Source organism: Ramlibacter montanisoli (assembly GCF_013087525.1).
GTDB lineage: Bacteria > Pseudomonadota > Gammaproteobacteria > Burkholderiales > Burkholderiaceae_C > Ramlibacter > Ramlibacter montanisoli.
Genome location: NZ_JABFCS010000001.1, coordinates 2532476 through 2558742 on the forward strand (window position 1 = coordinate 2532476; position 26267 = coordinate 2558742).

The window sequence follows — 26267 nt, forward strand, 5'->3', positions numbered from 1 at the left end:
GGCGCCTTGCTTTTACGGCGCCCGATCGACAGGAGCAAGGGCCTTGGACAACAAAGAGGCTGCCCTCCCCGACCCCAACGAACCTGGGAACCGGGGCGGCAGCGGCGCGGCGAGCCTTCGCAGCCACCTGGACAACGACGCCAGGCGCAGCACCGCGCCTCGTCCGGCCCTGGGCGTGGACCGTTCGCAGCACACCATCCTGGTGGTGGACGACAGCGAGGCTGCCAAGTACGCCGTCGCGCGCGGGCTGCGCGCAGCGGGCTTCCGCACCCTGGAAGGATCCGCGGGCGCGGAGTGCCTCGAACTCGCGCCGAAGGCGGACGCCGTGGTGCTGGACGTCCACCTGCCCGACATCAACGGCCTGGAGGTCTGCCGCCTGCTGCGAGCGAACGACGCGACGGCTTCGCTGCCGATCGTGCACATGACGGCGGTGTACCAGGGCGAAGAGCACGAGGCGCAGAGCATCGCGGCGGGCGCGAATGCGTACCTCGGCGCGCCGGTGGCGCCGGCGGAACTGGCGGCCTTGCTCGATGACCTGGTGGTCGTGGTCACGCGCGCCAAGGAGTAGCGCTCGCGCCGGCGGAGCGCGGCGTCAGGGCTTCTGGTAACTGCGCGCCGACAGCTGCAGCTGCAGCTGCCGCGGATCCTGCACGAAGAACAGTCCGCCTTCACGCGTGGACTTTCCGGGCACATGCTGGAACTCCAGCTCGCTGGTCTCCACCACTTCGCCGCCGCGGCGCAATTCGCCCTGCACGCGCAAGGCTGCCGCCGTCGCACGGCCCTGGTTGAACACCTGCACGCGCGCGAGGTAGCGCCCGTCCTGCTGCTGGATGTCCACCAGCCGCACCTGCGGCGCGGGCACCCCTCCTTGCCGGTCCACGCGTCATGCAGCAGGTAGCCCAGGCTCGCCAGCAGCAGCGCCAGGCCGATGAAGGCGCAGACCCACTCCCAGAAGGAGGGTGGCGGCTCGCGCAGGTGCTCGTCGCGATCCTGCTGCTTCGCGTCTGCGTCGTCGTGGGTGGATACGCCCATGACCGGCATCACAGGATCAGCCGCGCGGCCGCGGCACCGATGGCGGCCGGGAAGCCGAGCACCGCCACCGCGTGCAGCGCCGCCGCCAGCGACAGGCCATCGAGCCGGCCGAAGGACCACAGCATGTACGCGCTGACCAGGGCCGCGAGCACGTAGCCCGTGACGGTGAACCGCATCAGCACGCTCCAGCCCGAAGCCTTCTGGTGGTCCTGCGGCTGGCCGCGGAACGCCACGGCGTACACGAACAGGTGCATGGCGGCCACCGACACCACGATCAGCAAGGCCGTGCGCCCCTCGGACAGGCCGGCGGCGATCTGCACCATCTCCTCGGTGGGCGCCAGGTTGAAGGCGAGGAACAAGGCGCCCACGGACATGATGAACAGGTCGCTCCAGTACAGCGCCACGCCGCCGCGCGGCTGCTGCTTGGCGTTCTTGCCACCCAGCTGCGTCTGCGACAGCAGCGCGCCGATGCTGGCCGGCACCGCCTGCAGCGACACCTGCCCCACCATCTCGCGCAGGGACGCATCGGGCTTGAGCACGCCGATCAGCCACAGCACGAGCGCCGACGACACGAAGCCGACGGCATAGGCCACCAGCGCATCGACCACGTCGTCGCGCAGGCTGAAGGTGGGTTCGAAGCCCACGTGCCAGGACAGCACCACCAGGAAGGGAAAGAACAGCACGAGCAGGAGCGCGAGCCGCCACGACTCCATGTAGAAGCCCAGCCACCACATCTCCATGGTCATCAGCAGCGGCAGGCCGAAGATGACCGCCCCCGCGAACGCGCGCGCCAGCCCGACGGCGAAGTGCCGCCGGTGGTCGGGGCTGGGGTTGGCGCTGCTCATGCGCGGGGACGATAGCACCGGCCGCACAGGCCGTGGGGCGCGTCGGAGGCGGCGGACAGCGATTGTCTGCGTTGGAGCGACAGGCGCGGGGACCCGCAGGCCAACAATGAATGGAAGGCCGCATCAGCGGCGCAAGGCGCACGCATGAACGAGCAGAAGCCGCAACCCTGGCACGAAGCCGACGAGAAGCCGCAGGACAAGGCGCAACGCAGGGGCGCGCCCATCGGGACGCACAGCTTCACGGGCGGGGGTGCGGCGGTGGGGATGCCGACGAAGGGGGCTGAAGATGTGGAGCGCGGGGATCACCGCGAAGGTCCGCCTGGGGCCGAGGAGCCGGATCCAATGGCGGAGCCGCGGGCTATGACGGGGAGATGTTCGGGACCAGGGAGGGATGATCTCCGCGGAAGAATTCTTCGGCGCCCCGGGAGAGCATAGCCTGGCTGGCGACTAAATATGTACCGCATCGCCGGCCCGCGAATGCGCCCAGCCACTGGCAGCTTCTCCAATCATGTTTAAGCTGGCATCTTTGAGGTCACAGTCTGTGATCTCAAACGGGCGCCGGAGCTGACGCGCGGCCCTGTGTTTCCTGTTTTCGGCGCTGGGGAGCGCCCGTGCCCTCGCCATCAACATCGAGAGATAGGCCCAGGGTGTCGTGCGTGCGAGATGGGACACCTTATTACGTACCTGGTTTTGCGTAACAAGACCTAAACCCGGTGAGTGCTCCTTCTTGCCGGAAGCAGCCGCATCGCGATGCGCGTGGATTTGAGAACCGGCGTGCGCTGCCGCGAAGGCGCCGCGGATTAGGCGTCCCTTCGGGCATGGTGATCAGCCTGTACGAGGTTGTGCGCGCCTGGAAGCTCTTGATCTAGCTGGGACGTGGCAGTATGGTTCAGCGGGAAGCCTGAACGGAAAGATCATGATCACTCAAGGCGGGATCCACGACGAAGAGGCCCTGAACATCTACACCGACGGGTCGTCCTTCCCCAGTAAGAAGCGAGCGGCTGGTGTGGGTGTGGTGCTTATGTGGGTCGACGAAGCTGGAGATCCGCAGACCAGTGAGCACGCACCTACGGGTTACCAGAGCGCGACCATCGACGAGATGGAGATCCAAGCCTGCATTGCGGGTCTGCAGGAAGCCCAGCGCGTGTTTCCGGACTTGGAGCAGTTCAAGAAGATCCTGCTGTTCTCGGATTCCCAATACGTCACCGAGAACTTCGTTAAAGCGATGAACATCTGGCCTCAGAGAGGGTGGCGCGGCGCGAATGGCACGCCCGTCAAGAACATTGACCTCTGGAAGCGACTAAGGAAAGAGGTCAACGCGCTCCCACGTCGCGTTGAGGTGCGGTGGGTGAAGGGGCACAAGTCGAACATCTACAACCGAGCAGCCGACAAGCTCGCGAAGAAGTCTGCAGCGATGCCGTTCAACAGGCCACTCTCAGTCAGCCAGACGACTTACAAGTGGTCAGATCGTAAGACGCAGCGAGGGTGTGTCACCTTCGATGGCCGTGCAGTCAAAATCCGGATCATCTCTACCAAGTACATGAAGTACGCCAGGGAGTACGAATATCGGTTCGAGGTCATTGGCGCGGACGACCCATCCTACAAAGACGTTGACTTCGTCTGGTACAAACACTTGCTCAGTCGCAACAAGTGCCTCCTGGTGCGTCTGAACTCTGACCACGATCACCCAAGCATCGAGCAAGTGCTCGAAGAGCTCGACCCTGACGACTACAGGTATTGAATCTGTCAACCAAGCGTGCATGGGCACGCTGCACACCGCGCTTCACGCTAGATCATCGCATCGAGCGGCTTGGTTTCCTCATCGCCAGATTCAGCCCGCGGCGCTGGCTGCTTTCGACCCTCTGCTGTCCGTCCTGAGCGGCAGCAATGCAGCGGTTGCGGTCCTTCGCCATCGACCTCACCAACGGCCGCTCGGCCGAAGGCTCTCGCTGGAACGCTGACGCGGCGTTGATTGAACTCCGTCAAGTGCCGCGCCGTGATGAGGACCGCGCCCGCGCAAGCACAGGAACACCCCTGCAGCAGCCGGTTGATGGACTTCAGATCGCCGCGGTCTTGATGAGCTTACGCGCTGCTTCTGCCAACATCCCTGCGCGCGTTCCGATGAAGTCCGCGTAGCTCATCGAACCGTCCATCGAAGCGACCGGCAGCAGGGACGAAGCAGCAATCGAGGGGCGAAGCGCGGCGTCGATCTTGGGCATGTAGTCTGCGGGTGACGAGTCGCTGATCGCGCGGTTGTCGGCCTGACTAAGGAAGCAGACGTTGGCGATGATGTTGGACTCGTTGAACTTGATACCTTGAGAGTTCAGAAATGCCTTCGGGTACACGTGATGGAACTCGCGCGCGTTGTACGCGGACATGGCGGTGCTTAGGTCCACCAGACTGTTCGACAGGAAGCTGCGCGGCGCGTATTGGGCGAGGAGACAGATGGTGGCCTTCGCGACGGTCGAATTGATTCGCCACGTCTTCATGAAAAGGTTGGGGTGGACCTCAGCGTCGAGCGCGTCGAACACCGGCTTGCCGTTCGCCAGGGCGTGCATCGCGCCGATGTCTTCCATGACCGCGACATTGGTACCCGCCTTGTAGCGCTGCGTGAAGGACACAAACCAGAACCAGCGCTTGAGCCCCGCCATCTGCGCCGCGTTCGGCTTCAGTGTCAGGGAGAAGAACTTCACAAGCGGAACGAACATGATTGGGAAGGGGATGAAGACCACGTTCTTGATCTGCAACTCCTTCTCCAGAAAATCCACGGTGGCGAAGATCGCCTGCTTCAAGCGCAGCATGCCGTCAATCAAGTTCTGCGGCGGCGTGTCCACTAACGCATCGGCCTCGATGCTGTTCAGCACCACAGCCGCGAGGCTGCGCATGAGCAGCCCCTCATCAAGTTGGTCGTACCCCTTGTCAGCCAACTTGTCGAGAACTGCCTCAATTTCCTTCCTAAGATCAAACTGATCCGACCAAGTCCAGGCCGCCAGCAGTTCGAGAGTGCTGAGGCTCGTCCCTGACGAGTTGATCCGCTGAAACACCCGACAGACCTCTTGGTTGGTGCGATCCTTGATGGTGACGACCGGGAACTCGTAGTCCTTGAAGCGCTCGGTGAGATTTGCGATCACCGTCTTCATGGCGTCGTCGAAGCGCGTCATCTCGGGAAGGAGCTTCGTGGTGTCGAGGATGACACGTAGGTTGATCGAAGCTTTCGGGTCAGCCTCAGCGTAGTGGATAAACTCCTCGGTGGAAGGCACGAAGCACACGTTGAACCGATCGGCCAGCTCAGGGTCAGAGGTCTTGGCGTCCGAGTTGAAGACACCGTAGAGGGTGGTCAGGCGCTGCTGACCGTCGAGGACATAGTTAACGGGGTAATCCTCCGGCGTCTTCGGCAGCTCGAAGCCGCCCACGTTGCGCTCATGCTTGAGCGCCTCCTTGGTTGACCACAGTAACAGGGAGCCAACTGGGAAACCGCGGTAGATCGAGTCGAGCAGGCTCATGATCTGCTCGTCATCCCAGACGTATTCACGCTGGAAGACTGGAATCTTGATGTTCCCCTTCGCCACGTCGGAAAGCAGCGACGAGAGGCGCGGGTTTGACGGTGCAATCTTATGAGCTCCTGCCATGGCTTTCCCTCCTTGTGGGGTGTTGATCCGCAGAGCTTAGCCGAAGGAGTCCTCAAACCATGGTACGCCGCCCACTGCGGAGGGTGACCGCTCGCGCCGGCACGGCCATCTGCGCGTTCAGCACGAAGGTCAACAACCAGTCTGAAGCGGTCATTCACCGACGGTGCATCGGGCCTGAAAGGTTCTACCGGCGCAGTAGCAGCGTGACGGCTGCTCCCGCAACCCAAAGCGGACATCAATTGCCGTCCGCAGACACGTGACGCACCGCGGCCTGCCGCGCTAACCCTAGTGCTGCAGCCTTAGCACGGGAGCGAATCAGGGGCGGAAACGCGCCTAATCGGGCGAATGTCGCCGCAACGTCCTGCGCCGTTCTCTTGCGCTCAAAGGAAGCACCGGGCGTGTCATCCTGAAACCAAAGGGGAAACGCGAAGTACTCGTCTCTGGCCACAAGTATCGAGTCGAACGGTGTGTCGTCACGATTGAGCCGCACGACAAGCACGTAGTCGAAAACTTCACGGTACACCTTTCTCAATGACCATTGCAGTCGACCGTACCGCAGGGCGCGCCAGATCACTTGAATGCGTACTCTGGCCTCCCCATTCACGATCACGAGGTGGCCGCAACGCCTCGGCGCTACACACTCCACACCATTGCTCCGGAGCGTGTGTTCTGCGACTTCACGAAAGTGGCGCCCCAGTCGGCGGGCCTTCCGCCTCTCGGCATAGTCATCCGAATCTAGCTTTGCGGGTTGGAGGCCGAGACATGCAAGTGCAGCGGCGAAGGACCCGAAGTGTTTTACGTATGTTTGCCAACTCGGTCCGTTACAAGACTTCAGATCGAAGGCGGTGAATTTCGGGTTCCTACTCACTTGCTCGCCAAGGAAAGCAAGCAGTTCCTGCTTGCTTCGAATCGTCCCGGCCCTCTTGGCTCGCTTTGCTTTCGCCGCTTCCCACACATCAAGACTTACGATTGGTTCAATGCACCCGCGCACGCGCAAGAAATCTGGCTCGCCTTCGGCTCGTCGCCGCCCATGGCTCTCTCGACCCCAAACGAAGTTTCCGATCAGTGCTTCGCAGGAGAGGAGGCTATACAGCATCCAGGGCGTTATCAGTTTGCCACGAGAATCTGTAACGCCTTCGTTCCTGAGCACTTGCGACAGCTTGTAGACCGACATTTCTGTCGTCGTGTACAAATGAAAGATGCGCCGGACCAGCGACACTTCGTCTATAGGGCCGCGGATCCACTTCACGTGCTCGCGGCTGGCCGCCTTGTGCTCGTTGGGTGCCAATGGCCGCTCGGAATTCCTCTGCTTCGAGATAGCCACTCGGCCTATTCCAAGACAGGGAAGGCTCCCCAAATGAAAGCCTTCATCCAAGGCGGCCCTATGCCCGGCTCTGGTTTTCAACCCGAGCTCTCGGCTGTACTCGGCCGCCATGGCACGCTTCAGGTTCTTCAGCAAACTTCCGAGTGGCGTATTACTTGCCGGGAAAAGTTCTTGTACGTAACGCACCTGCACACCGTGCATGCGGCAGTGGTACTCGTAGTATGCAGATGCGTCCGTGTCCTGAAACCGGCCCCAACGACTAATGTCGTAAACCAATAGAACTGCGAAGGGACACTGGTCCTCTGCAACGTCACCAAGCAGTCTCTTCATCGCAGGACGACCCTCGAGCGTGAGGCCACTCCTTCCCGCGTCCAGATACGTCTCCACGATAGTGAATCCGTTCCTGATTGCGTACTCCGACATGGCCTTTGTTTGGATTTCCGGGGAGAGATCCTGTGAATCCGTAGACATTCGGATGTACTGCGCAGCACTGGATGACTTGTCCACTGCGCAATCAAACGGTGCTCTGGGTATACCAGGCACGCGTCGGCGGTCTTGTTTAGGGGTAAAGTCATGCGTCTTTTCGAGTGATTCCGCTGCCCTCTGTCGCGCCGCGCGTTCGCGTGCCTTGCGCCGGCGTTCCTCCCCGGTAGGCTCAATTCCCCGGCTGACCAATATTTCGCGCAACGTTGGTTCACGAAACGCAGTTTGGCGATACGTCTTCGGAAAGTGGATCACACGGGCCATCACTGGATGATGCGGAAGCCCCGCCGGTTTGGGTGTGAAGCCTGTCACGTCGTTCGTCCGGAGTCTGACTAGCACGCGGCTCTTGGCGATCACTCGGCCTTCGGACGGGGAAGCCTGGGCACCACTTGCTTATGAATCAGTCGAAGCGCGGGAAAATTGCCGCATCCCCACCAACACACTCTGAAATCCGCTAGGGACGCGGCTTCCAGCGGGACAGGGCCTGCTGCATCACCGCTTCGAGCTTCCCCGGATCGCGCACTTCGCCCGAGAGCACTGCCCGGGCGCACGCCGCCGTAACGCTCTCGGCGTCCAGCCGCTCGGCCTCCTGCAGGTGGTGCTGCGCCTTCGCGTGATCCCCCGACAGCTGCAGCACCACCGCCAGCGCGCCATGCGTATCAGCATCCTGCGCATCGAGTTCCAGCGCGGAGCGGAAGGCCGATGCCGCCGCCTCCCCTTCCCCGCGCATCAGGTGCGCCCAGCCCAGCGCGTGCCAGGTCTCCACGTGCTCCGGCATGGCCTGCACCGCGCGCTGCAGGTGCTGCTGCGCCGCCAGGAAGTTGGCTTCCATCATGCTGGCCATGCCCAGGGCCGACCAGGTCCGGCCGTCGTGGGGATGGTGCTTCAGCGCGGCCTGCAGCCACTTCCTGGCGCCGCGCTGGTCGCCCTCGGCCAGCGCCACGCTGCCGCGGGCGACCAGCGCTTCCAGCTGACCGGCATCCACTGCCAGCGCCGCATCGGCGAGCATCCGCGCGGCCGGGAGGTCGTCGAGGTCCAGCGCGATCAGGCCTGCCACGCCGCTGGCGGCGGCCTCCAGTACGCCGGCATCGCGTTCCTGCTGCACCCAGGCCGACGCCTCCTCCAGCAGGCCCAGCCGGTGGCAGGCGCGCAGCCAGAGCACCTGCATCGGCTCGCGATGGTGGGCGGGCCACTGCGCCGCCACGGCGGCGTCCTGCATCCACGGCTGCAGCAGGTCGAAGGTGGCTTGGGGATTTCCTTGCAGCAGCCGCACGTAGGCGAGGTCGTGCGACACCGTCGGATGCGACCCCATTCGGCGCGCAGGTGTTCGAGCAGGGCCGCGGCTTCGTCGAGGTGGCGGCGGGCGATGCACAGGCGGGCGCGCCGGAACGTCCATTCGCGCCGGTCCAGCTTCAGTCCTTGCGCGGCGACGATGTAGCCCTCCGCCTGCTCGTGCTGCCCGCAGGCGATCGCCGACTCGCAGGCATCGGCCAGCAGCGCGGGGTTGGTGGGGTCCTGTTCCAGGTAGCCGCTCAAGCGTTGCAGGTGCGCGGCCGCGGGGGACGGGGAGGGAGCGTTCATGCTTTCGCGCGCCATGGCCACAATGTGCCCATTGGACGAACCCGGCGGGGCGCCGTCAATGTGGCGCACTCGCGTGTTCTTGCGACTTATTGCCAGGCGCCTTCCGCCTGTTTGGCCGCTGCCCCCTCTGCAAGGCCGCTGGCGCGCCAGGAGAAATACTTGGCACGTTCATCGTTCGCCTGGGGGTGGAGGACGGTTCATCGTTCCCAACTGATCCATGTCAACCGGCCCGGCGCGGCCGGGACTAGATTGACCCTCAGAAAGACCAGATCGTTGAAGGAGCTGTATGGCGTACACCGATGCATCCGACCCCGTCCATCACATCGACGGTTCGCTCGCGGATTTCTCCGAGTGCCACCATGACTTCGTGGCGCAACTGCACTCCGCGCTCTACCTGCCGGAACTCGTCACGGCCGCGGCCAAGGCGCGTGCCATGGCCAAGGACCTCCTGAAGATGTTCCGCGACGGCGTGACCGTGCACCATGCCGAGGAGGAGCGCGAGTTGTTCCCCGCGGTCCTGCGCGCCGCGCACCCCGGTCCTGAACTGGACGAGGTCCGCGCGATGGTGGCACAGCTCGTTCGCGAGCACCGGGACATGGAGGCGCGCGTCGGCACTGAAGCCGGCGGTGGAGGCCGTGGCCAGCGGCCAGTGTGCCGAGCTCGACGCCCCGCTGATCGAGGACATGGTGCAGCACTTCTTCGCGCACGCGCATTTCGAGGAAGAACACTTCCTGCCCCTGGCGCAGAAGATCCTGGGACGCGAGAGCGAAGTGATGGCGACGCTGGGGCGGTCGCTGCACGAGAGCCGGCGGGCGGCTGCCACGGTCTAGGACTTCACCTGTTCGCGCCCTGCCCGCGAACGTCCCGCGAACTTTCGAGGTACGCGGGAGCGCGTTCTAACGGCCTCCCTGCGAGGCAGCATTCGGGCAATCCCTTCCCCCATTCGGAGGGTGGTTATCGACGCTTCGCCCCGTGATGATCTCGCCCGCGGCGGCACTTGCATTCCAACCAATTCACCCATCGCCGTCGCACGCCTGGAGGACAACGACGATGACGATTGCAACCTGGATGAAGGTCGCTCCGCTGGCGCTGGGCGCGGCGGCGCTGGCTGGCAAGCTGCGGCGGCGGTGGTGGCAGCGGCGGAGACGGCGGCAGCGATGCGGCCCTGGGCGCGCAGAGCCGCAACGTGCGGGCCGACCAGAACCACGGCGCGCAGGTGCGGGAAGTCGCCACCGACCTCACGGAACGCGGCAAGGGCCTCGACCTGACGAAGCTTGCGCACCTGATCGAAGTGGCGCAGTCGAACCGGCCGACGGCCGGCGAGGCCGCCGCCAGCATGGTGAGCCTCACCTACAACGGGCCGGATTCCTGGTTCCGCCGCGTGCTGTCCACGTCGGCCACCCAGTCGATCCCGGACGCCGACGGCTGGATCCGCACCTGGGATCGCCGCGAGCGCATGACCGCCGGCCAGCACGCCACCTGGAGCTTCGGGAACGAGCCTTCCCGCCAGAGCGACGTGCACTGGAACGGCAGCGCCTGGATCCACTGCGCGCTGAACCACGAGATCGCGAGCACGCCGACCGACGCCGACGGCCTCAGCCAATACAACTACTGCGACGGCTACGAGCTGGGCACCTCGCACCGCAACTTCTTCAGCATCGAAGGCAAGACCATGCTGGAGGTCTACCAGTCGATGCGCAGCGCCGGCGCCACCAACGTGTTCATCCCGAACACCTCGGTGCTGGGTACTGCGACCTTCCCCACGGGCAGCATGCTGGTGACGCAGACCAACACCTCCACGCAGGCCGCCGTCTCCTACTACCCCGGCTTGGGCAACACCGTGCGCGACCCTAAGCCCGAGCTCGCCGCGGCCGATCCCGCGACCTGCCGGTCCATCAGCGCCAGCGCCCCGCTGGGCAGCTACACGACCTACTCCACCTCGCTGGAAAGCATGGTGCAGTCGCACCGCGGCATTCCCTGCGTCTTCGCGCCCGATGCGCTGACCGGACCGCGCAACGAGTGGTGGACCCAGGCGACGGTGCCGGTGGCCTTCCTGCCCTCCCCCTTCCGCCGGGCCCGTACTACACCGGCGGCACGCTGCTGCGGGCGGCCTTCCCGGGCGGCAACGCGGTCAACTTCTACGCCTGCCAGCACCGCTTCGACGGGTCCACGCGCAACTGCAACGTAATCGGCACCAGCACGTACACCATCGAGACCCTCGGGGACGGCCGCGTGATGCGCCTGGGCACGCCGCCTCCGCAAGTCGCGGCCCTCGCCTGGGCCCCGCTGTTCGTGGAGCGCGGGGGCAAGGTGTTCATTGCCTACCAGAACAAGCCGGTGGTCACCAGCACCGGCCGCCTGAACCTCACGGGCCTGAACGCGCTGAGCGCGCAACTCGGCCTGCCGGCGGTGGACCCCGCCGTGCCGCTGGCGACCACCCCCGCGTCCTTCCAGGGGCAGTGGGTGCTGGGCGTCGCCGGGACGCTGGATGCGCAGGACACGATGACGCTTTCCATCTTCCCGTCGCCGCAGGGCCTGGGGGCGTTCTGCCTGGAGGACAAGAGCAACTTCTCGCTGGATTGCAGCGGCTTCGGCTCGTTCGACGCCACCGGGAACTTCACGCTCCTCACGCGGAATGACTTCATCGTCGGCCGCCTGTTGTTCGTGGAAGGCACGGCCTCCGGAACGCTCTATCCCCGGCGGGCTCCACGGCGCCGGTCGAGCCCATGGAAGGCATGCGCCGCTAGCCCGCAGCGCCGCTGCGCAGTCCCGGTGACCGCGCAGCGGCCAGTGTGATCACCTCATCCGTTCAATATTCCGTGCCGCGAAGCCGGTTACCCGTGTTGCACCCGCCGTCTTGTTTGCCGAACGCGGCAGGCTTCTACTTTGCGGCAGATGAGCACCCGGAACAAATACGAGTCGCGCGCCCGGGCGGACGACACCGGTTCCGACCCGCAAGGGGGCGGCACCAGCAAGTTGCTGCAAAGGCTCCTGCACAAGATGGCAGGCACCGACGGGCAGCAGCGCGGGGACGGTGCGCCCAAGCCGCCGCCCGGCCATCGCAGCGGCAGCGGCGCGGACAGCGTCGCGCCCTACCTCGACGAAGCGCGCAACTCCCGGCCCGGGCCGCTCGAATAAGGGGCGGGCGCCACAGGTCTCGCGGCAGTCGGCGGAGTCCGACCTCCGGAACGGATGCGGGCGGACACGCGGCTCGCCACGGCTGACCTCACAGTGCATGTCGGCCGCTTTCCCCACGACGAACCACCATGATTGCGCTGTTCCGCTTGCCGCTCCTGACCGGCGTGCTGCTCCTCGGCGCGCAGTTCTCCCTGGCCGCCCAGGCCGAAACGCCCTTCACCGACCCCATCCCTCCGGCCGTGCTGGGCCGGCCTCTCGACCAGATCAAGCCGTCGCGGCCCGCCAAGGCGAAAGTGGCGAAGCCCGAACGGGCGAAGGAAGCCACGGCGCGGCGACCCGAGTCCCCCAAGGCCGCGCGCAAGCCGGCAACTGCCTCCAGGTCGCAGGCGGCCTCCTGGCCCAGCGCGCTCCCGCCGCGCAGCGGCCCGCGCGGCAAGCCATCGACAACCGCGCCGCTCCGCGCGTGCGCGGCGACAACGTCGGCCAGGGCACCCACTTCGCGCGCAAGGCGCTCGGGCCGGGCGCCTACTTCGGCGAGCGGCACCGCACCGCGGTGCGGCAGTACTACCAGGAGCATCCGGCCTCCGGCGCCACGGCGCACTGGCGCATCGGCGAGCCGGTGCCGCGCGGCGTGCCGCTGGCCGCGGTGCCGGCCGGCGTGCTGGCCAGCCTGCCGGAACTGCCCGAAGGTCACCGCTACGTGCAACTGGGCGGCGAGGTGGTGCTGATCGCCGCCCAATCGAAGCTGGTGATCGATGGCATCAGCCGCGGCCCCCGCTGAGCGCATCGTCGTCGACCTGGTCGACGGCACCTACGAACTGTTCCGCCACTTCTACGGCCTGCGCCGCTTCACCAAGGGCGAGGACCGCCCCTTCGGTGCCGTGGCAGGCGTGTTGAATGGCGTGCTGAGCTGGTCGAGCGCGGCTCCACGCACGTCGGCGTGGCCACCGACCAAGTGATCGAGTCCTTCCGCAACCGCCTGTGGCCCGGCTACAAGACCGGTGCCGGCATCGAGCCGGCGCTGCTGGCCCAGTTCCATCCGCTGGAGGAAGGGCTGGCCGCGATGGGCGTGGCGGTGTGGCCCATGGTCGAACTGGAGGCGGACGACGCGCTGGCCTCGGCCGCCAGGCTCGCCTGCGAAGACCCGCGGGTGGAGAAGGTCCTGGTCTGGACGCCCGACAAGGACCTGGCGCAGTGCGTGCGCGGCGACCGCGTGCTGCAGGTCGATCGCAAGGCGAAGGCGATCCGCGGCGCGGCCGACATCCGCCGCAAGTTCGGCGTGGAGCCCGACCTGATTCCCGACTTCCTCGCCCTGGTCGGCGACGCCGCCGACGGCTACCCGGGCATCAAGGGCATCGGCCCGGTGGGTGCGGCCCGCCTCCTGAACCAGCATGGGCCGATCGAATCCTTCCCGCCGAACGTGCTCGGTGACCAGCTGGAAGACGCGAAGCTGTTCAAGCGCCTGGCGACGCTGCGCACCGACGCCAGGCTGTTCACCGATGTCGATGCGCTGCGCTGGCGCGGTCCCACCGATGCGTTCGAGGCGTGGACCGGGCGCATCGGCACGCCGCAGCTCCTGCAGCGTTGCCTGCAGGCACGGGCGAGCAAGTAGACTGCCCGCGTGCCTGAAGAACCCTTGCGCCTGTCGAAGGTCGTCGCCGCCCTCGTGCCCTGTTCGCGCCGCGAGGCGGAGCAGTACATCGCGGAAGGCTGGGTGCGCGTGGACGGCACGCGCGTGGAGGAACCGCAGTTCCGCGTGGGCGGCGAACAGCGCGTGGAGGTCGATCCGAAGGCGCGCCTGCAACCCGTCGCTCCGGCCACCTTCCTGGTCCACAAGCCGGCCGGCATGGGCACCGCGCAGGCGCAGGAGCTTATTGCTGCAGGCACGCACTGGAGCGGCGACGCCTCCGGCATCCGGCGCGTCAAGAGCCATGGCGTCGGCCTGGTGCCGCTGCTCGCCCTGCCGCAGCCGGCGAGCGGGCTGGCCATCTTCAGCCAGGACCGCGGCGTCGTGCGCAAGCTCACCGAGGACGCGCGCCTGGTGGAGCAGGAGCTGGTGGTGGAGGTCACGGGCACCATCGCGGCGGACGGCCTGGCGCGCCTGGCCCGCGGCCTGGTCATCGACGACCGGCCGCTGCCGCCCGCGCGCGTGAGCTGGCAAAGCGAGACGCGCCTGCGTTTCGCGGGCAAGGGCCTGGCCGCCGAGTGGGTCCCCGCGATGTGCGAGCGCGTGGGCCTGCGCGTGGTGGCCATCCGCCGCATCCGCATCGGCCGGGTGGCGATGGGAAGCCTGCCTACAGGCCAGTGGCGCTATCTCCCTACGGGCGAACGCTTCTAGGGCTTCTCCTGTCCGGGCTTTCTCCGACCCGCGCCGGCTGGCGCGGCTGACAGGTCGGGCCCCGGCGCGCTGCAAGGATGCAGCCATAGGGAGACAACCATGGCCCAAGCAGCCAGCCAGACCGTCTGCAGACCGCAGTCACCGAGCGAAGAAGTCGCCAACTCGCTGAGCCACGGCCTCGGTGCCCTGCTCGCGGCGATCTTCAGCCCGCAACTGATTGGCAAGGCGCTGGACGCCGGCACCCTCCAGGCCCTGGCAGCCGCCGTGTACTGCGGCTCGATGATCCTGCTGTTCTCCATCTCCGCCGCCTACCACTGGATTCCCCCGGCCACACCAAGGCGCTGCTGCGCCGGCTCGATCACGCGGCCATCTTCCTGTTCATCGCCGGTTCCTACACCCCCTTCATGCTGGGCAGCATCGCCGACGAAGGCGGCTACTGGATCCTCGCGCTCGTGTGGCTGGTCGCCACCGCCGGCACCGTGGCCAAGTGCGCCAACCGGCTGACGCACCCCGTTCTGTCCACCGCCGTCTACCTGGGCCTGGGCTGGCTGTCGGTCTTCATCCTCAAGCCGCTCATGAACAGCATGCCGATGGAGGGCCTGACGCTGATCCTCTCCGGCGGCATGCTGTACACGCTGGGCGCCGTGGTCTTCCACTTCGACGACCGCATCCCCTACGGCCACTTCATCTGGCACCTGCTGGTGCTGCTGGCCAGCGGCTGCCACTTCCTCGCGATCCTCAAGTACGTCGCCGCTTGATCACCGCGGCGTGTCGGTGCCCGCCGACAGGTGCGACAGGCGATGGCCTGCGCCGTCGTGAGCGCACCGGCAGGGCCATGCAGGCCTGCCAGGTTCTACCGTAAGGACTCCCCCAACCAGCTGTGCGCACGTGGGCTTCGCAGTCCAGGGAGTGCCCAGCCTCAAATCCAAGGAGCTTCCATGAGTGATCACAAACGCGACCTGCCTGCCGACAAGGACCATCCCGCCGCCAAGGGCGTCGGGGCCGTGGTGGGCGGCGTGGCCGGCGGCGTGGCCGGCGGCGCGGCCGCCGGTGCGGCAGTGGGCGGCATGACCGGGCCCGTGGGTGCGGCCGTCGGTGCGGCCGTCGGCGCAGTGGCCGGCGCCCTGGCCGGCAAGGGCGTGGCCAAGGCTGCGGACCCCGCGGCCGAGGACGCCTACTGGCGCGACAACTATTCCAGCCGGCCCTATGTGCAAAGCGGCGCGCAGTACGACGAGTACTCGCCCGCCTACCGCTACGGCGTGGAGTCGTACTCAAGTATCCGGGCCGCTCGTTCGACGAGGTCGAGCCCGAGCTGAGCCGCGACTGGCGCAACGCGCGCGGCCGCTCCTCGCTGGAGTGGGAAAACGCGAAGCACGCCACGCGTGACGCGTGGCACCGTGTCGAGCGCAAGCTGCCGGGCGACGCCGACGGCGACGGCCGCTAGGCTAGGCGCTCATCCCCGAGGGAGCTGCCGCGCGCACTCCCTCGCCTGCCGCGCGGCCCTGCTGCGCGGCAGCGACCTGGGCCGGATCGGTGACGTCGTACGCGCCGAACACCTGCTGCAGCGTCTTCACTTCCGGAAGCACATAGACGATCGCGCCGTATTCGACGGCCGCGGGCCTGGCCACGTTCTCGTAGAACGGCACGGGCAGGTTGATGCAGCCGAAGGAAATGCGGTTGTCGCCGGGCGCGGCGCTGGCGAGGCGCTCCACGCGGTGCTCCCTGGCCACGGCCGGCCGCACGCGGTGCATCGAGATCGCGTTCTCGAAATCCACCCAGATCACGTCCTCGTCATCGGCGTTGACGCCCGGCTCGGCCACGAAGCGGCCCGCGGGGGTGGTCTTCTCTTCGGGCTTCATCTCGGCGGGGGTCTTGGGACCCGAACCGGGCACGATGTCGTCGCCGCGCGCCTGGCCGAGCAGCACGGGCGAACTGTCCTTCAGCCGCGCATCGGGCGTGAACACGTACACCTGTGACTCCTTCTTGTCGACCACCATGAAGGCGCGGCTGCCGTTGTCCCCGGTGGCGGCCACCCAGTTGGCGAGCAGGCGTGCGTCGGGGGACGGCGTGCGGGCCTGGAAGTCCGCCAGCCGCAGCTGAGGCAGGGGAACGCTGGTTTGCGGCACAGGCGAAGGGGTGCCGCGCGCTCGTGCTGCTGCCAGATCGCGATGCCGGCAGCCACCGGCAAGGCGACTGCGATGACGCCTGCCACACCTTGCCAACGATGGAGTCCGGCGCGCTTGCGCTGCGCATGGTCTTGCATGGAGCCCCTCTGTGTTGCTTTCCAGCTTAGGGGCTTGCCGTGCGACCCGAGTGCGCGGCCATTGGCACTTCGCGTAGGAAGGCCGCTGCCCGGCGGTGGGAAGCGGCCCGAGGATGGCGTACGCCGATTCAGCCTGGCGCGGCGGCTAGATCCACCCTGCCGCCCGCGCCTCGGCCAGGGTGCGATCCAGCGCCTGCAGGACCAGCCCCATCATCTCGTCGACCTGCGCGCGCGTGACGATCAAGGGCGGCGCGACGATCATGCGGTCGCCGACCGCGCGCATCACCAGGCCGTTGTCGAAGCAGTGCTTGCGGCACACCATGCCGATGGCGATGTCCGGCGCGAAGGCCTCCTTCAGCGCCACGTCGCGGCACAGCTGCACGGCCGCCATCAGGCCGCAGCTCTGCACCTCGCCCACCATCGGGTGGTCCATCAACTCGGCGACGCGCTGCGCCAGGTAGGGGCCGGTGTCCTCGCGCACCCGGTCCACCAGTCCCAGCCGTTCGATCAGGTCCAGGTTCGCGAGGCCCACGGCGCAGGCCACCGGGTGGCCCGAATAGGTGTAGCCGTGTTCGAACTCGCCGCCCTGCTCGATCAGCACGCGCGCGATCCGCTCGCCCACCATGACGCCGCCCAGGGGCACGTAGCCGCTGGTCACGCCCTTGGCGAACGTCATCAGGTCCGGCTTGGTGCCGAAGGTCTCGCAGCCCCACCACCGCCCCGTGCGGCCGAAGCCGCAGACGACCTCGTCGCTCAGGAGCAGGATGCCGTGCCGGTCGCAGATGCGCTGGATCTCCGGCCAGTAGGTGGACGGCGGCACCACCACCCCGCCCGCCCCCTGCACCGGCTCGCCGATGAAGGCGGCCACGCGGTCGGCGCCGACCTCCGCGATCTTCTCCTCCAGCCAGCGCGCGGCGACCAGACCGAAGTCCTCGCGGCTCAAGCCGCTGGCCGCGCCGTGGCGGTGCGCCCAGTAATGCGGCTGGTCGATGTGCACGATCCCCGGGATGGGCAGGCCGCCCTGCGCGTGCATGGACGTCATGCCGCCGAGCGACGCGGCCGCCAGCGTGGATCCGTGGTACGCGTTCAGCCGGGAGATGATCACCTTGCGATCCGGCTGGCCGACCAGGTCCCAGTAGCGACGCACCAGCCGGATGACGGTGTCGTTGGCTTCCGAGCCGGAGCCGGTGAAGAAGACGTGGCGGAACTGCGGCGGCGCCAGCCCGGCGATGCGCTCCGCCAGGGCGGTGGCCGTCGGCGTGGTCGTCTGGAAGAACGCGTTGTAGTAAGCCAGCGTCCGCATCTGCGCCGCGGCCGCCTCCACCAGCGATTCCTGCCCATAGCCCACGTTGACGCACCACAGCCCAGATGGCGTCGAAGATGCGCTGGCCTTCGCTGTCCCACACGTACACGCCTTCGCCGCGGGTGATCACGCGCACGCCCTTGGTGGCGAGCGCCTGGTGGTCGGTGAAGGGATGCAGGAAGTGCGCGGCGTCCGCGGCCTGCCACTCCTTGGTCGTGCGGGCTGGCTGGTTGGTGCTCATGCAGGCTCCCGCGTCAGACGTGCAGCAGCAGGTGCTCGCGCTCCCACGGCGAGATCACCCGCATGAATTCCTCGTGCTCGAGGTCCTTGATCTCCGAATAGACGGTGACGAACTCCTGCCCGAGGACCGCGGCCAGGTCACGCTCGGCGCGCAGCAGCGACACCGCCTCGCCCAACCCGCGCGGCAGCGCGCGGGCGCTCTGGTAGGCGTCGCCCTGGCATTCCTGGCTCGGCTCGATCCGCTGCTCGATGCCCAGGTAGCCGCAGGCGAGCGTGGCGGCCAGCGCGACGTAGGGATTCGCGTCGGCGCCGATCACGCGGTTCTCCACCCGGCGCGCCTGCGGCGTCGAGACCGGCGAGCGAATGCCGACCGTGCGGTTGTCGATGCCCCACTGGATGTTGATGGGCGCGGCGGTGAAGCGCGCCAGCCGGCGGTAGCTGTTCACGTAGGGCGCGAACAGGGCCATCGCCGCCGGGATGTACTTCTGCAGGCCGCCGATGTACCAGTAGAACTCGCGGCTCGGGCTGCCGTCCTCGTTGGTGAACAGGTTGCGCTCGGTCTCCTTGCTCACCAGGCTCTGGTGGATGTGCATCGCGCTGCCCGGCTCGCCCTGGATCGGCTTGGCCATGAAGGTGGCGTACATGTCGTGCCGTAGCGCCGCCTCGCGCACCGTGCGCTTGAACAGGAACACTTCGTCGGCCAGGCCGAGCGGCGCCGAGTGGAAGAAGTTGATCTCCATCTGCCCGGCGCCCACTTCGTGGATCAGCGTGTCCACGTTCAGCTCCATCTTCTCGCAGTAGTCGTACACGTCCTCGAACAGCGGATCGAACTCGTTGACCGCGTCGATCGAATACGCCTGGCGCGAGGTCTCGGCGCGGCCGCTGCGCCCGATCGGCGCCCGCAACGGCTGGTCGGGGTCCGTGTTGCGCGCGACCAGGTAGAACTCCAGCTCCGGCGCCACCACCGGGACCCAGCCCTTGCGGTCGAACAGCTCGCACACCCGGCGCAGCACCGCGCGCGGGGCGAAGGGCACCAGCTGCCCGTGCCGGTCGTAGCAATCGTGGATCACCTGCGCCGTGGGGTCGGTGGCCCAGGGCACGATGCGCACCGTGCTGGGGTCCGCGACCAGGTGCATGTCGGCATCGATGCGGCTGATGACGTCGAAGTAAGGTCCTGCGTCGGGATGCTCGCCGGTGACGCTCATGGCCACCACCACCTCCGGCAGCCGCATGCCGCGGTCCGCGGTGAACTTCTCGCGCGGCAGGATCTTGCCGCGCGCCACGCCGGTGAGGTCCGGCACGAGGCACTCGATTTCCGTGACATGGCGCTCGTTGAGCCACCTGTCGAGTTCGGCGAACTGGAACTGCTTGCGTTCTTGCTTCATGCGGTCGTGGTCCTGCGTGCGCCTGCAGGGCCACGGGACCATCCTAGCCGCACGGCTGGGCCTTGTGGGGCCGCGCAGCCCCGTCCGTCTGGATGAAAACCCCTACCGGAAGGGCCTCAACCTTTGAGCAAGGCCGAATAGCGTTCGCGCGCCACGCCCTGCGCGTTCGCGCTCGGGACCAGGCGCGGCGCGGCGATCGACCCGGCGCGGTGCACCGAAACGTTGATCACCTCCATCGCATCGCGCGCGCCGAGGAACAGCAGCTGCCCGTCCAGCGCGCCGCTGCCGGCATCGATCTTCAGCAGCGCCGTCGCGACCGAACGCGCGGCCTTCTTCGCCGGCCACAGGCTGAGGGTGATGTAGCCGTTCTCTGTGGTGCCGATCGCCTGCAGGTTCAGGTCGATCGAGTGGCCCGCGGACCGGTCGCGCAGCACCATCGTGCCGCGCAGGTCGCGCGTGTCCTGGTTCAGGGTCAGGGCCACTTCGCTCCATTCGCCGGACGCCGGCGCCGGGCCCGTGCCCAGGCCTTTCCACTCGCCGGCGAGGTCGGGGCCGCGATAGCGCCAGCGCGCCACGAACGGCAGGAAGCTGCAGTTCCACAGGTCTCCCAGCGTGGAAACGAAGAAGGCCGTGAGCACGCCGGAGGCGACGCCGACGAGGATGTAGAAGGGAATCTCGGTCATGGGTCCTGCTGCTGGTGATGCGAGCGCGGAATGTGCCACGCTGCGTCGGCGAACATGTTTGTGGGTGCAACGAAACGCGAGCGGCGAATCCGCGCTTCCCATGCAGGTGCGCCGCGGCGACCCACGTTTCGTTTCATTTCGAAGGTGTGACAATCGCCGCATGAACCTTGTCCGTCGTCGCGCGTGCCTCGCCGGGTGGATGGCATCCGCAGTGACGGCGCTCCTCTCCGGATGCTCCACTGCGCCGGAGCGCGCACGCGTGCCGGCGCGGCCCACTGCCGGAGAATTCGGCCGCGGCAGGGCGTCCTGGTACGGGCCCGGCTTCCAGGGGAGGCGCACGGCCAGCGGCGAACGCTTCGACATGAACGAGCTCACGGCGGCGCACCGCACGCTTCCCTTCGGCACCCGCGTGCGCGTGCGCAACGAGCGCAACGGTCGCGAGGTGGTCGTGCGCATCAACGACCGCGGCCCCTGGATCCGGGACCGCATCATCGACCTGAGCAAGGCTGCGGCTGCGGCCCTCGACCTGGTGCAAGCCGGCGAAGCATCCGTCGTCCTGCTCGAGCCCTGACGCGGGCCGGCTAGCATCGCCGCATGATGCTCTGGCTGGTTCCTGCCGTGATCGCCTGCCTTGCCGGCGGCGTGGTCCTCTGGGGGCGCGGGCTCCAGGTTCCCGGCGCGCTGCTGGTCGTCGCCGGATTCGCACTGGTGTTCGTGCTCGGGCGCAGCATCGAAGGCGGTCGCGACCAGGCATGGAAGAAGCCGCGGCGCGCCTGCAAGGGACCTTCCATGGCGTGCGGCCCTGCGCCGAACTCGATCGCTTCGGCGCACCCGCGCCCTGGCACGAGTGGGCGCGCGATGGCGAGCTCCAGTGCCTGCGCAGCATTGAAGGCACCATCGACGGCATGCCTCATGCGCTGGTGCAGTTGCGCTACTCCGTGCGCCAGCGGCGCGGCGAGGAACAGCCGGACGCGTGGTACGAGGTCACGGTGGCTGCCTTGCAGCGGCCCGGCGGCGCTGCCGGCGCGGCCCTGGTCCCGCTCGCTGCGGCGGAGGGCTACCAGGCCATGCAGAACGGGCGCGCCCTGTTCCTCTGGAAGAAGGGATCGCCCGGCGCGGGCGCCAGCCTGGACGCCGCCGAGCTGCCGTCGCTGCTCGAACAAGCACGCCGCACGCCCACCCGCTGATTCGGCGGCGCGGGCCCTGGCGGCTCAGGCCTCGCCCAGCAGGTGCCGCAGCTTGATGAACATCAGGCCCGCCATCACGGCGTCGCTCAGGGCGTCGTGCACCGCCTCCATCGGCAGGTCCAGCGCCTTCATCATGGTGGCGAAGCGCAGGTCGATCTGCGCCGCCTCGTGGTACGGCGGCAGCTGGCGGCGCCGCCAGTCGTAGAACATCGCGGACACCTCGATCTTCGGCTGCGGCAGTCCCATGCCCAGGCGCGGGAAGATCGCGCGGTCGATCATAGCGACGTCGAATTCCAGGTAGTAGCCGACGATGGGCCGGCTGCCGATGAAGCGCATGAGGGCCATCAGGGCCTCGTCGGGGTCCATGCCCTCCTCCACGTCGCGCTCGCGCAGGCCGTGCACGCGCACGCTGTCGGCCGACATGCGTCGCTTGCTCGGGCGCACCAGCAGTTCCAGCCGTTCACTGGTGAGCAGGCGGTCGCCGACGATGCGCACGGCGCCGATGGAGATGATCTCGTCGCGGTGCACGTTCAGGCCCGTGGTCTCGCAGTCCAGCGTGACCCACTCGTTGGGCGGCGGCGGATCCCACATGAAGCGGAAGCGCTCGTCACCCAGGTGGTAGAGCAGCCACTCGCGCTTGAGCGCACGCAGCCAGTGCAAGGGCGACAACGTGGTCACAGCATGTCGAGGTGGTAGCGATGCCGCAGCATCGCCTTGAAGCGCTTGACCACTCCCAGCGCATCCTTCAGCAGGTCGCGCTGCAGGCTGGTGAGCGCGTCCAGGTGCACCAGGCGGCCGTTGCCGCTGCCTGCCGCGTCCAGCCCCGACTGCAGCTTCAGTCCCATGAGGAAGTGCAGGCTGTCCACCAGCTCCGCGCCCACATTGGGCGGCAGCCTGCCGAGCGCGGCCAGCGCCTCGATGCGCTCCACGGTGCCGGTGCACGCCAGCCGCGCCTCCAGCGCCATGCTGCGCACGCCGTGCACCAGCGGGAAGATGCCGGCCTTCTTCAGGTCCAGCGTCGCCTTGTCGTCGCCCAGCGAGAACAGGCGGATCCACCAGCCGCTGTCCTGCTCGAAGGCGTCGATCGCCGCGGCGAAGCGGGCGATGAGCGCGTCGCTGTCGATGAACAGCCGGTCGACCTCCGCCCGCACGCCAGCCAGCAGCGCCGCGTCGCCGCACACCGCGCGCGCATCGATGAAGATCGCCAGCGCCATCAGGCTCTCCGCATCGGGCATGAGCAGCCAGCGCCGCACCGTCTCGCCGAAGGCCTGCGCCGGCTGGCGCCACTGCGGGTTGCTCACCATGATGCCGCCGGGGCACTCGGGATAACCGAAGGCCGTGAGCGCCTCGGAGAAGCGCTGGCAGACGGCCGCGAGATCGTGCGGGCAGTCGTAGCCGTCGCGCAGCACCAGGCCGTTGTCCTGGTCGGTCTTCAGCAGCTGCTCGCCGCGCCCTTCGCTGCCCATCACGAACAGGCAGCTGTTGGCCACCAGGTCGGGCGGCGCGATGATCTGCCAGGCGCGCTCGAACAGCTTGGCATTGAGCGCGCCCACCAGCTGTGCGATCGCGCCGACCTTCGCCCCGCCGCGCCACAGCAGCGCGGTCAGGCGGGTGACCTGTTCGGCGGCGCGGGCCAGGGCGGGGATGTCCTCGGCCTGCACGATCTGCACCGTGATCAGGTAGGAATGATTGGACAGGAAGCTCAGGAGGTCGAGCTGCTCCAGGAAGCCGAGCACGCGCTCGCCGTCCATGACGACCAGGCGGTGCACCTGGTGGCGGATCATCAGCGCCAGCGCTTCCACCAGCGAGTCCTGCGGCCGCACGGTCACCAGCTCGAAGGTGGCGAATTCGCGCACCGGCAGCTGCGCCAGCGGCGCGCCGGTCAGCACGGCGCGCTGCAGGCCGGTCGTGGTGAACACGCCGGTGCGCGGCGGCTGCGTCCTGCGGTCGTGCACCAGCACGTTGCCGGTGTGCCTGGACTGGAACACCCGGACGACCGAGATGACGTCGTCGTCGGCGTCCACCGCGTGCGCGGTCCGCAGGAAGGCCTCGGCCACGCGACCGAGCGCCAGCGACTGCCGCTCCTGCTCGCCCGCGTGGGCCGCCAGCGCATTGAGCTTCTGCGAAAGGTCCGCGAACAGCAGCGCTCCGAAGGTGGCGTTGCGCGCGATCAGCTCGCTCACCGCCTGGCGCGCGACCAGGTGCACCAGCACCTCTTCCTGCGCCACGAAGCGGCTGCTGGCCTTGCCGGTCACCAGTGCGCGGCCGTCGAAGCAGTCGTCCGGGCCGTAGCTGGCCACCAGCTCCTCGCCGTCGAACTGCTGCACGCGGCCCTTGATCACCACGAACAGGTGCGCGGGCTCGACGCCCGGCGCGAGCAGGGTCGCGCCTTCGCGGTAATAGCCCACGTCCACGTGGTCGCTCACCAGCCGCTGTTCCTGCTCGGACAGGCAGTCGAAGGGGGAGACGGAGAAGTCGAAGGACGCGGGCACGGCGCCCCATCATCGCGGCTCGCGCGGGCCGCGACTTGCGCTGGCTCAAACGCGCGCGGTCAGTTCCGTGTCAGTCACGCACGCCGCGGTCAGACACGGGTCAGCCTGGCTCACCACACTCGGCGCCTTTGCAATCCACAGGGGACCATCGTGAGTGATGCAGTCATATCCCACCCGGCCGGCGGCGGCGCCAGGGGCGAGATCCAGGTGCCGCGTCCGGCCGACGTGACCGAGCGCATCCGCGCCAATCCGAAGTACCTCGAACTGCGCCGCCAGCGCAACGTCTTCGGGTGGTCGCTCACGCTGGCGATGCTGGTCGTGTACTACGGCTACATCGCGCTGATCGCCTTCAACAAGCCCTTCCTGTCGAAGCCCCTGGGCACCGGCGTCACGACGATCGGCGTGCCGATCGGCATGGCGGTGATCGTGTTCACCATCGTCATCACCGGCATCTACGTGCGCCGCGCCAACAGCAGGTTCGACGCCCTGACGCGCGCCATCCTCGAAGAGGAAGTGAAGAAATGACCCGCACCCAGCGCATCCTCGCGGCGCTCGCCGCGTTCGCCCTGCCCCTGGCCGCGCTCGCCGCGGGCGACGGCCCGGGCCAGGCCGCCAAGCAGGCCACCAACTGGACGGCCATCGCCATGTTCGGCGCCTTCGTGGCCGGCACGCTGTGGATCACCAAGTGGGCCGCGGCGCGCACGCGCTCGGCCGCCGATTTCTACACCGCCGGCGGCGGCATCACCGGCTTCCAGAACGGCCTGGCGATCGCGGGCGACTACATGTCCGCCGCGTCCTTCCTGGGCATCTCCGCGGCGGTGATGGCCTCCGGCTACGACGGCCTGATCTACTCGATCGGCTTCCTCGTGGGCTGGCCGATCATCACCTTCCTGATGGCCGAGCGCCTGCGCAACCTGGGCAAGTTCACCTTCGCCGACGTCGCCGGCTACCGCTTCAAGCAGACGCCCATCCGCGCCTTCGCCGCCTCCGGCACGCTGGTGGTCGTGGCCTTCTACCTGATCGCCCAGATGGTGGGCGCGGGCCAGCTGATCAAGCTGCTGTTCGGCCTGGACTACTGGATCGCCGTGGTGCTGGTGGGCGCGCTCATGATGATCTACGTGCTGTTCGGCGGCATGACCGCCACCACCTGGTGCAGATCATCAAGGCGGTGCTGCTGCTGGCCGGCGTGAGCTTCATGGCCTTCATGGTGCTGGCGCAATTCAGCTTCAGCCCCGAGCTGCTGTTCGCCAAGGGCGTGCAGGTGAAGGACGCCATCGCGCAGAACGCGGGCAAGAGCCCGGAGGAAGCGCGGAGCATCGGCCTGTCGATCATGAACCCGGGCGGCTTCGTGAAGGACCCGATCTCGGCCATCAGCTTCGGCATGGCGCTGATGTTCGGCACCGCCGGCCTGCCGCACATCCTGATGCGCTTCTTCACCGTCCCGGACGCGAAGCAGGCGCGCAAGTCGGTGTTCTGGGCGACCACCTGGATCGGCTACTTCTACGTGCTGATCTTCATCATCGGCTTCGGCGCGATCGCACTGGTGCTGACCAACCCCGAGTTCGCCGACACCTCCAAGGGCATCATCCACGGCGGCGCGGGCACGGCCAACATGGCCGCGGTGCTGGTTGCCAAGAGCGTGGGCGGCGACGTGTTCTTCGGCTTCATCTCCGCGGTGGCCTTCGCGACCATCCTGGCGGTGGTGGCCGGCCTCACGCTGTCCGGCGCTTCGGCCGTCTCGCACGACCTGTACGCCACCGTGTTCAAGAAGGGCAAGGCCGACAGCGCCAAGGAGCTGAAGGTCTCGCGCATCACCACCCTGGCGCTCGGCGTCGTGGCCGTGGTGCTGGGCATCGCCTTCGAGAAGCAGAACATCGCCTTCATGGTGTCGCTGGCCTTCGCGATCGCCGCCTCGGCCAACTTCCCGGTGCTGTTCATGTCGGTCCTGTGGAAGGACTGCACGACCAAGGGCGCGGTGATCGGCGGCTTCCTCGGCCTGGTCTCCTCGGTGGCGCTCACCGTGGTGTCGCCCTCGGTGTGGGAAGTGACGCTGGGCAACCCCAAGGGCAGCGCCTGGTTCCCCTACACCTCGCCGGCCCTGTTCTCCATGACCATCGGCTTCGTGGGCATCTGGCTGTTCTCCATGCTGGACCGCAGCGCGCAGGCAGCCAGGGAGCGCGGCCTGTTCCCCGCGCAGCAGGTGCGTTCGGAAACGGGTCTCGGCGCCGCCGGCGCTTCGGGACACTGAGGCTTCACCGCCAGGATCCGCTCCTCGAAAGGGGGCACCGCCCAGGCGGTGCCCCTTTCTTTGGCGCAAGGAGATGCGGCGACAATCGCGCATCAC

At 67.6% G+C, this 26267-nt stretch carries 25 protein-coding genes and 3 pseudogenes; 17 read left to right on the forward strand and 11 right to left on the reverse strand.

All coding sequences use genetic code 11. The features are described 5' to 3' along the window. Positions 1–43 precede the first annotated feature (43 nt). Positions 44–568, forward strand: a complete 525-nt coding sequence (locus HK415_RS12335; protein WP_171559620.1) for a response regulator — start codon at positions 44–46, stop codon at positions 566–568. Between the two features lie 24 nt (positions 569–592). Here the strand turns inward: HK415_RS12335 and HK415_RS12340 are convergent, their stop codons facing one another. Both HK415_RS12340 and HK415_RS12345 read right to left on the reverse strand, forming a co-directional pair. Then, positions 593–880 (reverse strand): hypothetical protein, encoded by a 288-nt coding sequence (locus HK415_RS12340; protein WP_171559623.1) that lies wholly within the window; start codon positions 878–880, stop codon positions 593–595. A gap of 160 nt (positions 881–1040) precedes the next feature. Next, a complete protein-coding gene (locus tag HK415_RS12345; protein WP_171559627.1) occupies positions 1041–1877 on the reverse strand; it encodes a TIGR02587 family membrane protein in 837 nt (278 codons plus the stop codon). Between the two features lie 916 nt (positions 1878–2793). On the opposite strand from HK415_RS12345, the gene HK415_RS12350 reads away from it, so the two are divergent. Then, a complete protein-coding gene (locus tag HK415_RS12350; RefSeq protein ID WP_171559631.1) occupies positions 2794–3618 on the forward strand; it encodes an RNase H family protein in 825 nt (274 codons plus the stop codon). 316 nt (positions 3619–3934) lie between these two features. Here HK415_RS12350 and HK415_RS12355 read toward each other — a convergent pair whose 3' ends face one another. From HK415_RS12355 to HK415_RS12365, 3 genes are all read right to left on the reverse strand, one after another. Then, the gene (locus HK415_RS12355; protein ID WP_171559634.1) at positions 3935–5506 is read right to left on the reverse strand and encodes a GmrSD restriction endonuclease domain-containing protein; all 1572 of its coding nucleotides are present in this window, start codon (positions 5504–5506) and stop codon (positions 3935–3937) included. Between the two features lie 235 nt (positions 5507–5741). Next, the gene (locus HK415_RS12360; RefSeq protein WP_171559636.1) at positions 5742–7577 is read right to left on the reverse strand and encodes a recombinase family protein; all 1836 of its coding nucleotides are present in this window, start codon (positions 7575–7577) and stop codon (positions 5742–5744) included. A 190-nt stretch (positions 7578–7767) separates the two neighbouring features. Then, positions 7768–8625: a tetratricopeptide repeat protein gene (locus tag HK415_RS12365; RefSeq protein ID WP_171559638.1), complete on the reverse strand. Its 858-nt coding sequence runs from the start codon at positions 8623–8625 to the stop codon at positions 7768–7770. Positions 8626–9180: 555 nt separating this feature from the next. Here HK415_RS12365 and HK415_RS27075 point away from each other — a divergent pair. From HK415_RS27075 to HK415_RS12410, 11 genes and pseudogenes are all read left to right on the forward strand, one after another. Then, positions 9181–9441 (forward strand): annotated as a pseudogene (locus HK415_RS27075) (hemerythrin domain-containing protein); the annotation flags it as partial. Between the two features lie 136 nt (positions 9442–9577). Beyond that, positions 9578–9724: a hypothetical protein gene (locus HK415_RS25080; RefSeq protein WP_253261861.1), complete on the forward strand. Its 147-nt coding sequence runs from the start codon at positions 9578–9580 to the stop codon at positions 9722–9724. Positions 9725–10080: 356 nt separating this feature from the next. Continuing rightward, positions 10081–11082, forward strand: coding sequence for a hypothetical protein (locus HK415_RS12375; protein ID WP_171559643.1), 1002 nt, complete (start codon positions 10081–10083; stop codon positions 11080–11082). Between the two features lie 44 nt (positions 11083–11126). Further along, on the forward strand, positions 11127–11690 hold the full coding sequence (locus tag HK415_RS12380; protein WP_171559647.1) for a hypothetical protein: 564 nt from the start codon (positions 11127–11129) through the stop codon (positions 11688–11690). Positions 11691–11789: 99 nt separating this feature from the next. Beyond that, on the forward strand, positions 11790–12032 hold the full coding sequence (locus tag HK415_RS12385; RefSeq protein WP_171559650.1) for a hypothetical protein: 243 nt from the start codon (positions 11790–11792) through the stop codon (positions 12030–12032). Positions 12033–12495: 463 nt separating this feature from the next. Then, positions 12496–12813, forward strand: a complete 318-nt coding sequence (locus tag HK415_RS12390) for a hypothetical protein (protein ID WP_171559652.1) — start codon at positions 12496–12498, stop codon at positions 12811–12813. Next, positions 12788–12991 (forward strand): hypothetical protein, encoded by a 204-nt coding sequence (locus HK415_RS23945; protein ID WP_216369787.1) that lies wholly within the window; start codon positions 12788–12790, stop codon positions 12989–12991. Before HK415_RS12390 ends, HK415_RS23945 begins: the two co-directional genes overlap by 26 nt. Then, positions 12973–13644, forward strand: coding sequence for a 5'-3' exonuclease (locus HK415_RS12395; RefSeq protein ID WP_216369788.1), 672 nt, complete (start codon positions 12973–12975; stop codon positions 13642–13644). The genes HK415_RS23945 and HK415_RS12395 overlap by 19 nt, the downstream gene beginning before the upstream one ends. Positions 13645–13653: 9 nt before the next feature. After that, positions 13654–14370 (forward strand): RNA pseudouridine synthase, encoded by a 717-nt coding sequence (locus HK415_RS12400; RefSeq protein ID WP_171559654.1) that lies wholly within the window; start codon positions 13654–13656, stop codon positions 14368–14370. 314 nt (positions 14371–14684) lie between these two features. Continuing rightward, the gene (gene trhA / locus HK415_RS25085; protein ID WP_373684651.1) at positions 14685–15128 is read left to right on the forward strand and encodes a PAQR family membrane homeostasis protein TrhA; all 444 of its coding nucleotides are present in this window, start codon (positions 14685–14687) and stop codon (positions 15126–15128) included. Positions 15129–15308: 180 nt separating this feature from the next. Beyond that, entirely contained in the window at positions 15309–15686 is a 378-nt protein-coding gene (locus HK415_RS12410) for a hypothetical protein (protein ID WP_253261862.1), read from the forward strand. Between the two features lie 129 nt (positions 15687–15815). Here the strand turns inward: HK415_RS12410 and HK415_RS12415 are convergent, their stop codons facing one another. The 4 genes and pseudogenes from HK415_RS12415 to HK415_RS12430 all read right to left on the reverse strand — a co-directional run bounded on the left by HK415_RS12415 (position 15816) and on the right by HK415_RS12430 (position 20244). After that, entirely contained in the window at positions 15816–16496 is a 681-nt protein-coding gene (locus tag HK415_RS12415; RefSeq protein ID WP_171559656.1) for a hypothetical protein, read from the reverse strand. 282 nt (positions 16497–16778) lie between these two features. After that, positions 16779–18177: pseudogene (locus HK415_RS12420) on the reverse strand (aspartate aminotransferase family protein). A 13-nt stretch (positions 18178–18190) separates the two neighbouring features. Beyond that, on the reverse strand, positions 18191–19561 hold the full coding sequence (locus HK415_RS12425; protein ID WP_171559660.1) for a glutamine synthetase family protein: 1371 nt from the start codon (positions 19559–19561) through the stop codon (positions 18191–18193). A 116-nt stretch (positions 19562–19677) separates the two neighbouring features. Next, the gene (locus tag HK415_RS12430) at positions 19678–20244 is read right to left on the reverse strand and encodes a hypothetical protein (RefSeq protein WP_171559663.1); all 567 of its coding nucleotides are present in this window, start codon (positions 20242–20244) and stop codon (positions 19678–19680) included. A gap of 160 nt (positions 20245–20404) precedes the next feature. On the opposite strand from HK415_RS12430, the gene HK415_RS12435 reads away from it, so the two are divergent. Then, positions 20405–20815, forward strand: coding sequence for a septal ring lytic transglycosylase RlpA family protein (locus HK415_RS12435; RefSeq protein WP_171563384.1), 411 nt, complete (start codon positions 20405–20407; stop codon positions 20813–20815). 181 nt (positions 20816–20996) lie between these two features. Further along, positions 20997–21431 carry a hypothetical protein gene (locus tag HK415_RS12440; RefSeq protein WP_171559666.1) on the forward strand — a complete coding sequence of 145 codons (435 nt, stop codon included), beginning with the start codon at positions 20997–20999 and terminating at the stop codon, positions 21429–21431. A gap of 24 nt (positions 21432–21455) precedes the next feature. Here the strand turns inward: HK415_RS12440 and HK415_RS12445 are convergent, their stop codons facing one another. Further along, on the reverse strand, positions 21456–22109 hold the full coding sequence (locus HK415_RS12445) for a 3'-5' exonuclease (RefSeq protein WP_171559670.1): 654 nt from the start codon (positions 22107–22109) through the stop codon (positions 21456–21458). Continuing rightward, positions 22106–23923 (reverse strand): DUF294 nucleotidyltransferase-like domain-containing protein, encoded by a 1818-nt coding sequence (locus HK415_RS12450; RefSeq protein WP_171559675.1) that lies wholly within the window; start codon positions 23921–23923, stop codon positions 22106–22108. Before HK415_RS12450 ends, HK415_RS12445 begins: the two co-directional genes overlap by 4 nt. Before the next feature lie 225 nt (positions 23924–24148). Here HK415_RS12450 and HK415_RS25090 point away from each other — a divergent pair, with 225 nt between their 5' ends. After that, positions 24149–24448, forward strand: a complete 300-nt coding sequence (locus HK415_RS25090) for a DUF485 domain-containing protein (protein ID WP_309246836.1) — start codon at positions 24149–24151, stop codon at positions 24446–24448. After that, a pseudogene (locus HK415_RS12460) lies at positions 24445–26171 on the forward strand (cation acetate symporter). The gene HK415_RS25090 and the pseudogene HK415_RS12460 overlap by 4 nt, the downstream one beginning before the upstream one ends. The last annotated feature ends 96 nt before the right edge of the window (positions 26172–26267 follow it).

What these genes read in the sequence shown, in the direction of transcription:
- HK415_RS12345 (WP_171559627.1), bottom strand. Translation starts at nt 1,877, where the DNA reads ATGAGCAGCGCCAACCCCAGCCCCGACCACCGGCGGCACTTCGCCGTC.
- HK415_RS12350 (WP_171559631.1), top strand. Translation starts at nt 2,794, where the DNA reads ATGATCACTCAAGGCGGGATCCACGACGAAGAGGCCCTGAACATCTAC.
- HK415_RS12355 (WP_171559634.1), bottom strand. Translation starts at nt 5,506, where the DNA reads ATGGCAGGAGCTCATAAGATTGCACCGTCAAACCCGCGCCTCTCGTCG.
- HK415_RS12360 (WP_171559636.1), bottom strand. Translation starts at nt 7,577, where the DNA reads ATGGCCCGTGTGATCCACTTTCCGAAGACGTATCGCCAAACTGCGTTT.
- HK415_RS12365 (WP_171559638.1), bottom strand. Translation starts at nt 8,625, where the DNA reads ATGGGGTCGCATCCGACGGTGTCGCACGACCTCGCCTACGTGCGGCTG.
- HK415_RS25080 (WP_253261861.1), top strand. Translation starts at nt 9,578, where the DNA reads ATGGTGCAGCACTTCTTCGCGCACGCGCATTTCGAGGAAGAACACTTC.
- HK415_RS12385 (WP_171559650.1), top strand. Translation starts at nt 11,790, where the DNA reads ATGAGCACCCGGAACAAATACGAGTCGCGCGCCCGGGCGGACGACACC.
- HK415_RS23945 (WP_216369787.1), top strand. Translation starts at nt 12,788, where the DNA reads ATGGCATCAGCCGCGGCCCCCGCTGAGCGCATCGTCGTCGACCTGGTC.
- HK415_RS12410 (WP_253261862.1), top strand. Translation starts at nt 15,309, where the DNA reads ATGAGTGATCACAAACGCGACCTGCCTGCCGACAAGGACCATCCCGCC.
- HK415_RS12425 (WP_171559660.1), bottom strand. Translation starts at nt 19,561, where the DNA reads ATGAAGCAAGAACGCAAGCAGTTCCAGTTCGCCGAACTCGACAGGTGG.
- HK415_RS12430 (WP_171559663.1), bottom strand. Translation starts at nt 20,244, where the DNA reads ATGACCGAGATTCCCTTCTACATCCTCGTCGGCGTCGCCTCCGGCGTG.
- HK415_RS12435 (WP_171563384.1), top strand. Translation starts at nt 20,405, where the DNA reads ATGAACCTTGTCCGTCGTCGCGCGTGCCTCGCCGGGTGGATGGCATCC.
- HK415_RS12440 (WP_171559666.1), top strand. Translation starts at nt 20,997, where the DNA reads ATGGAAGAAGCCGCGGCGCGCCTGCAAGGGACCTTCCATGGCGTGCGG.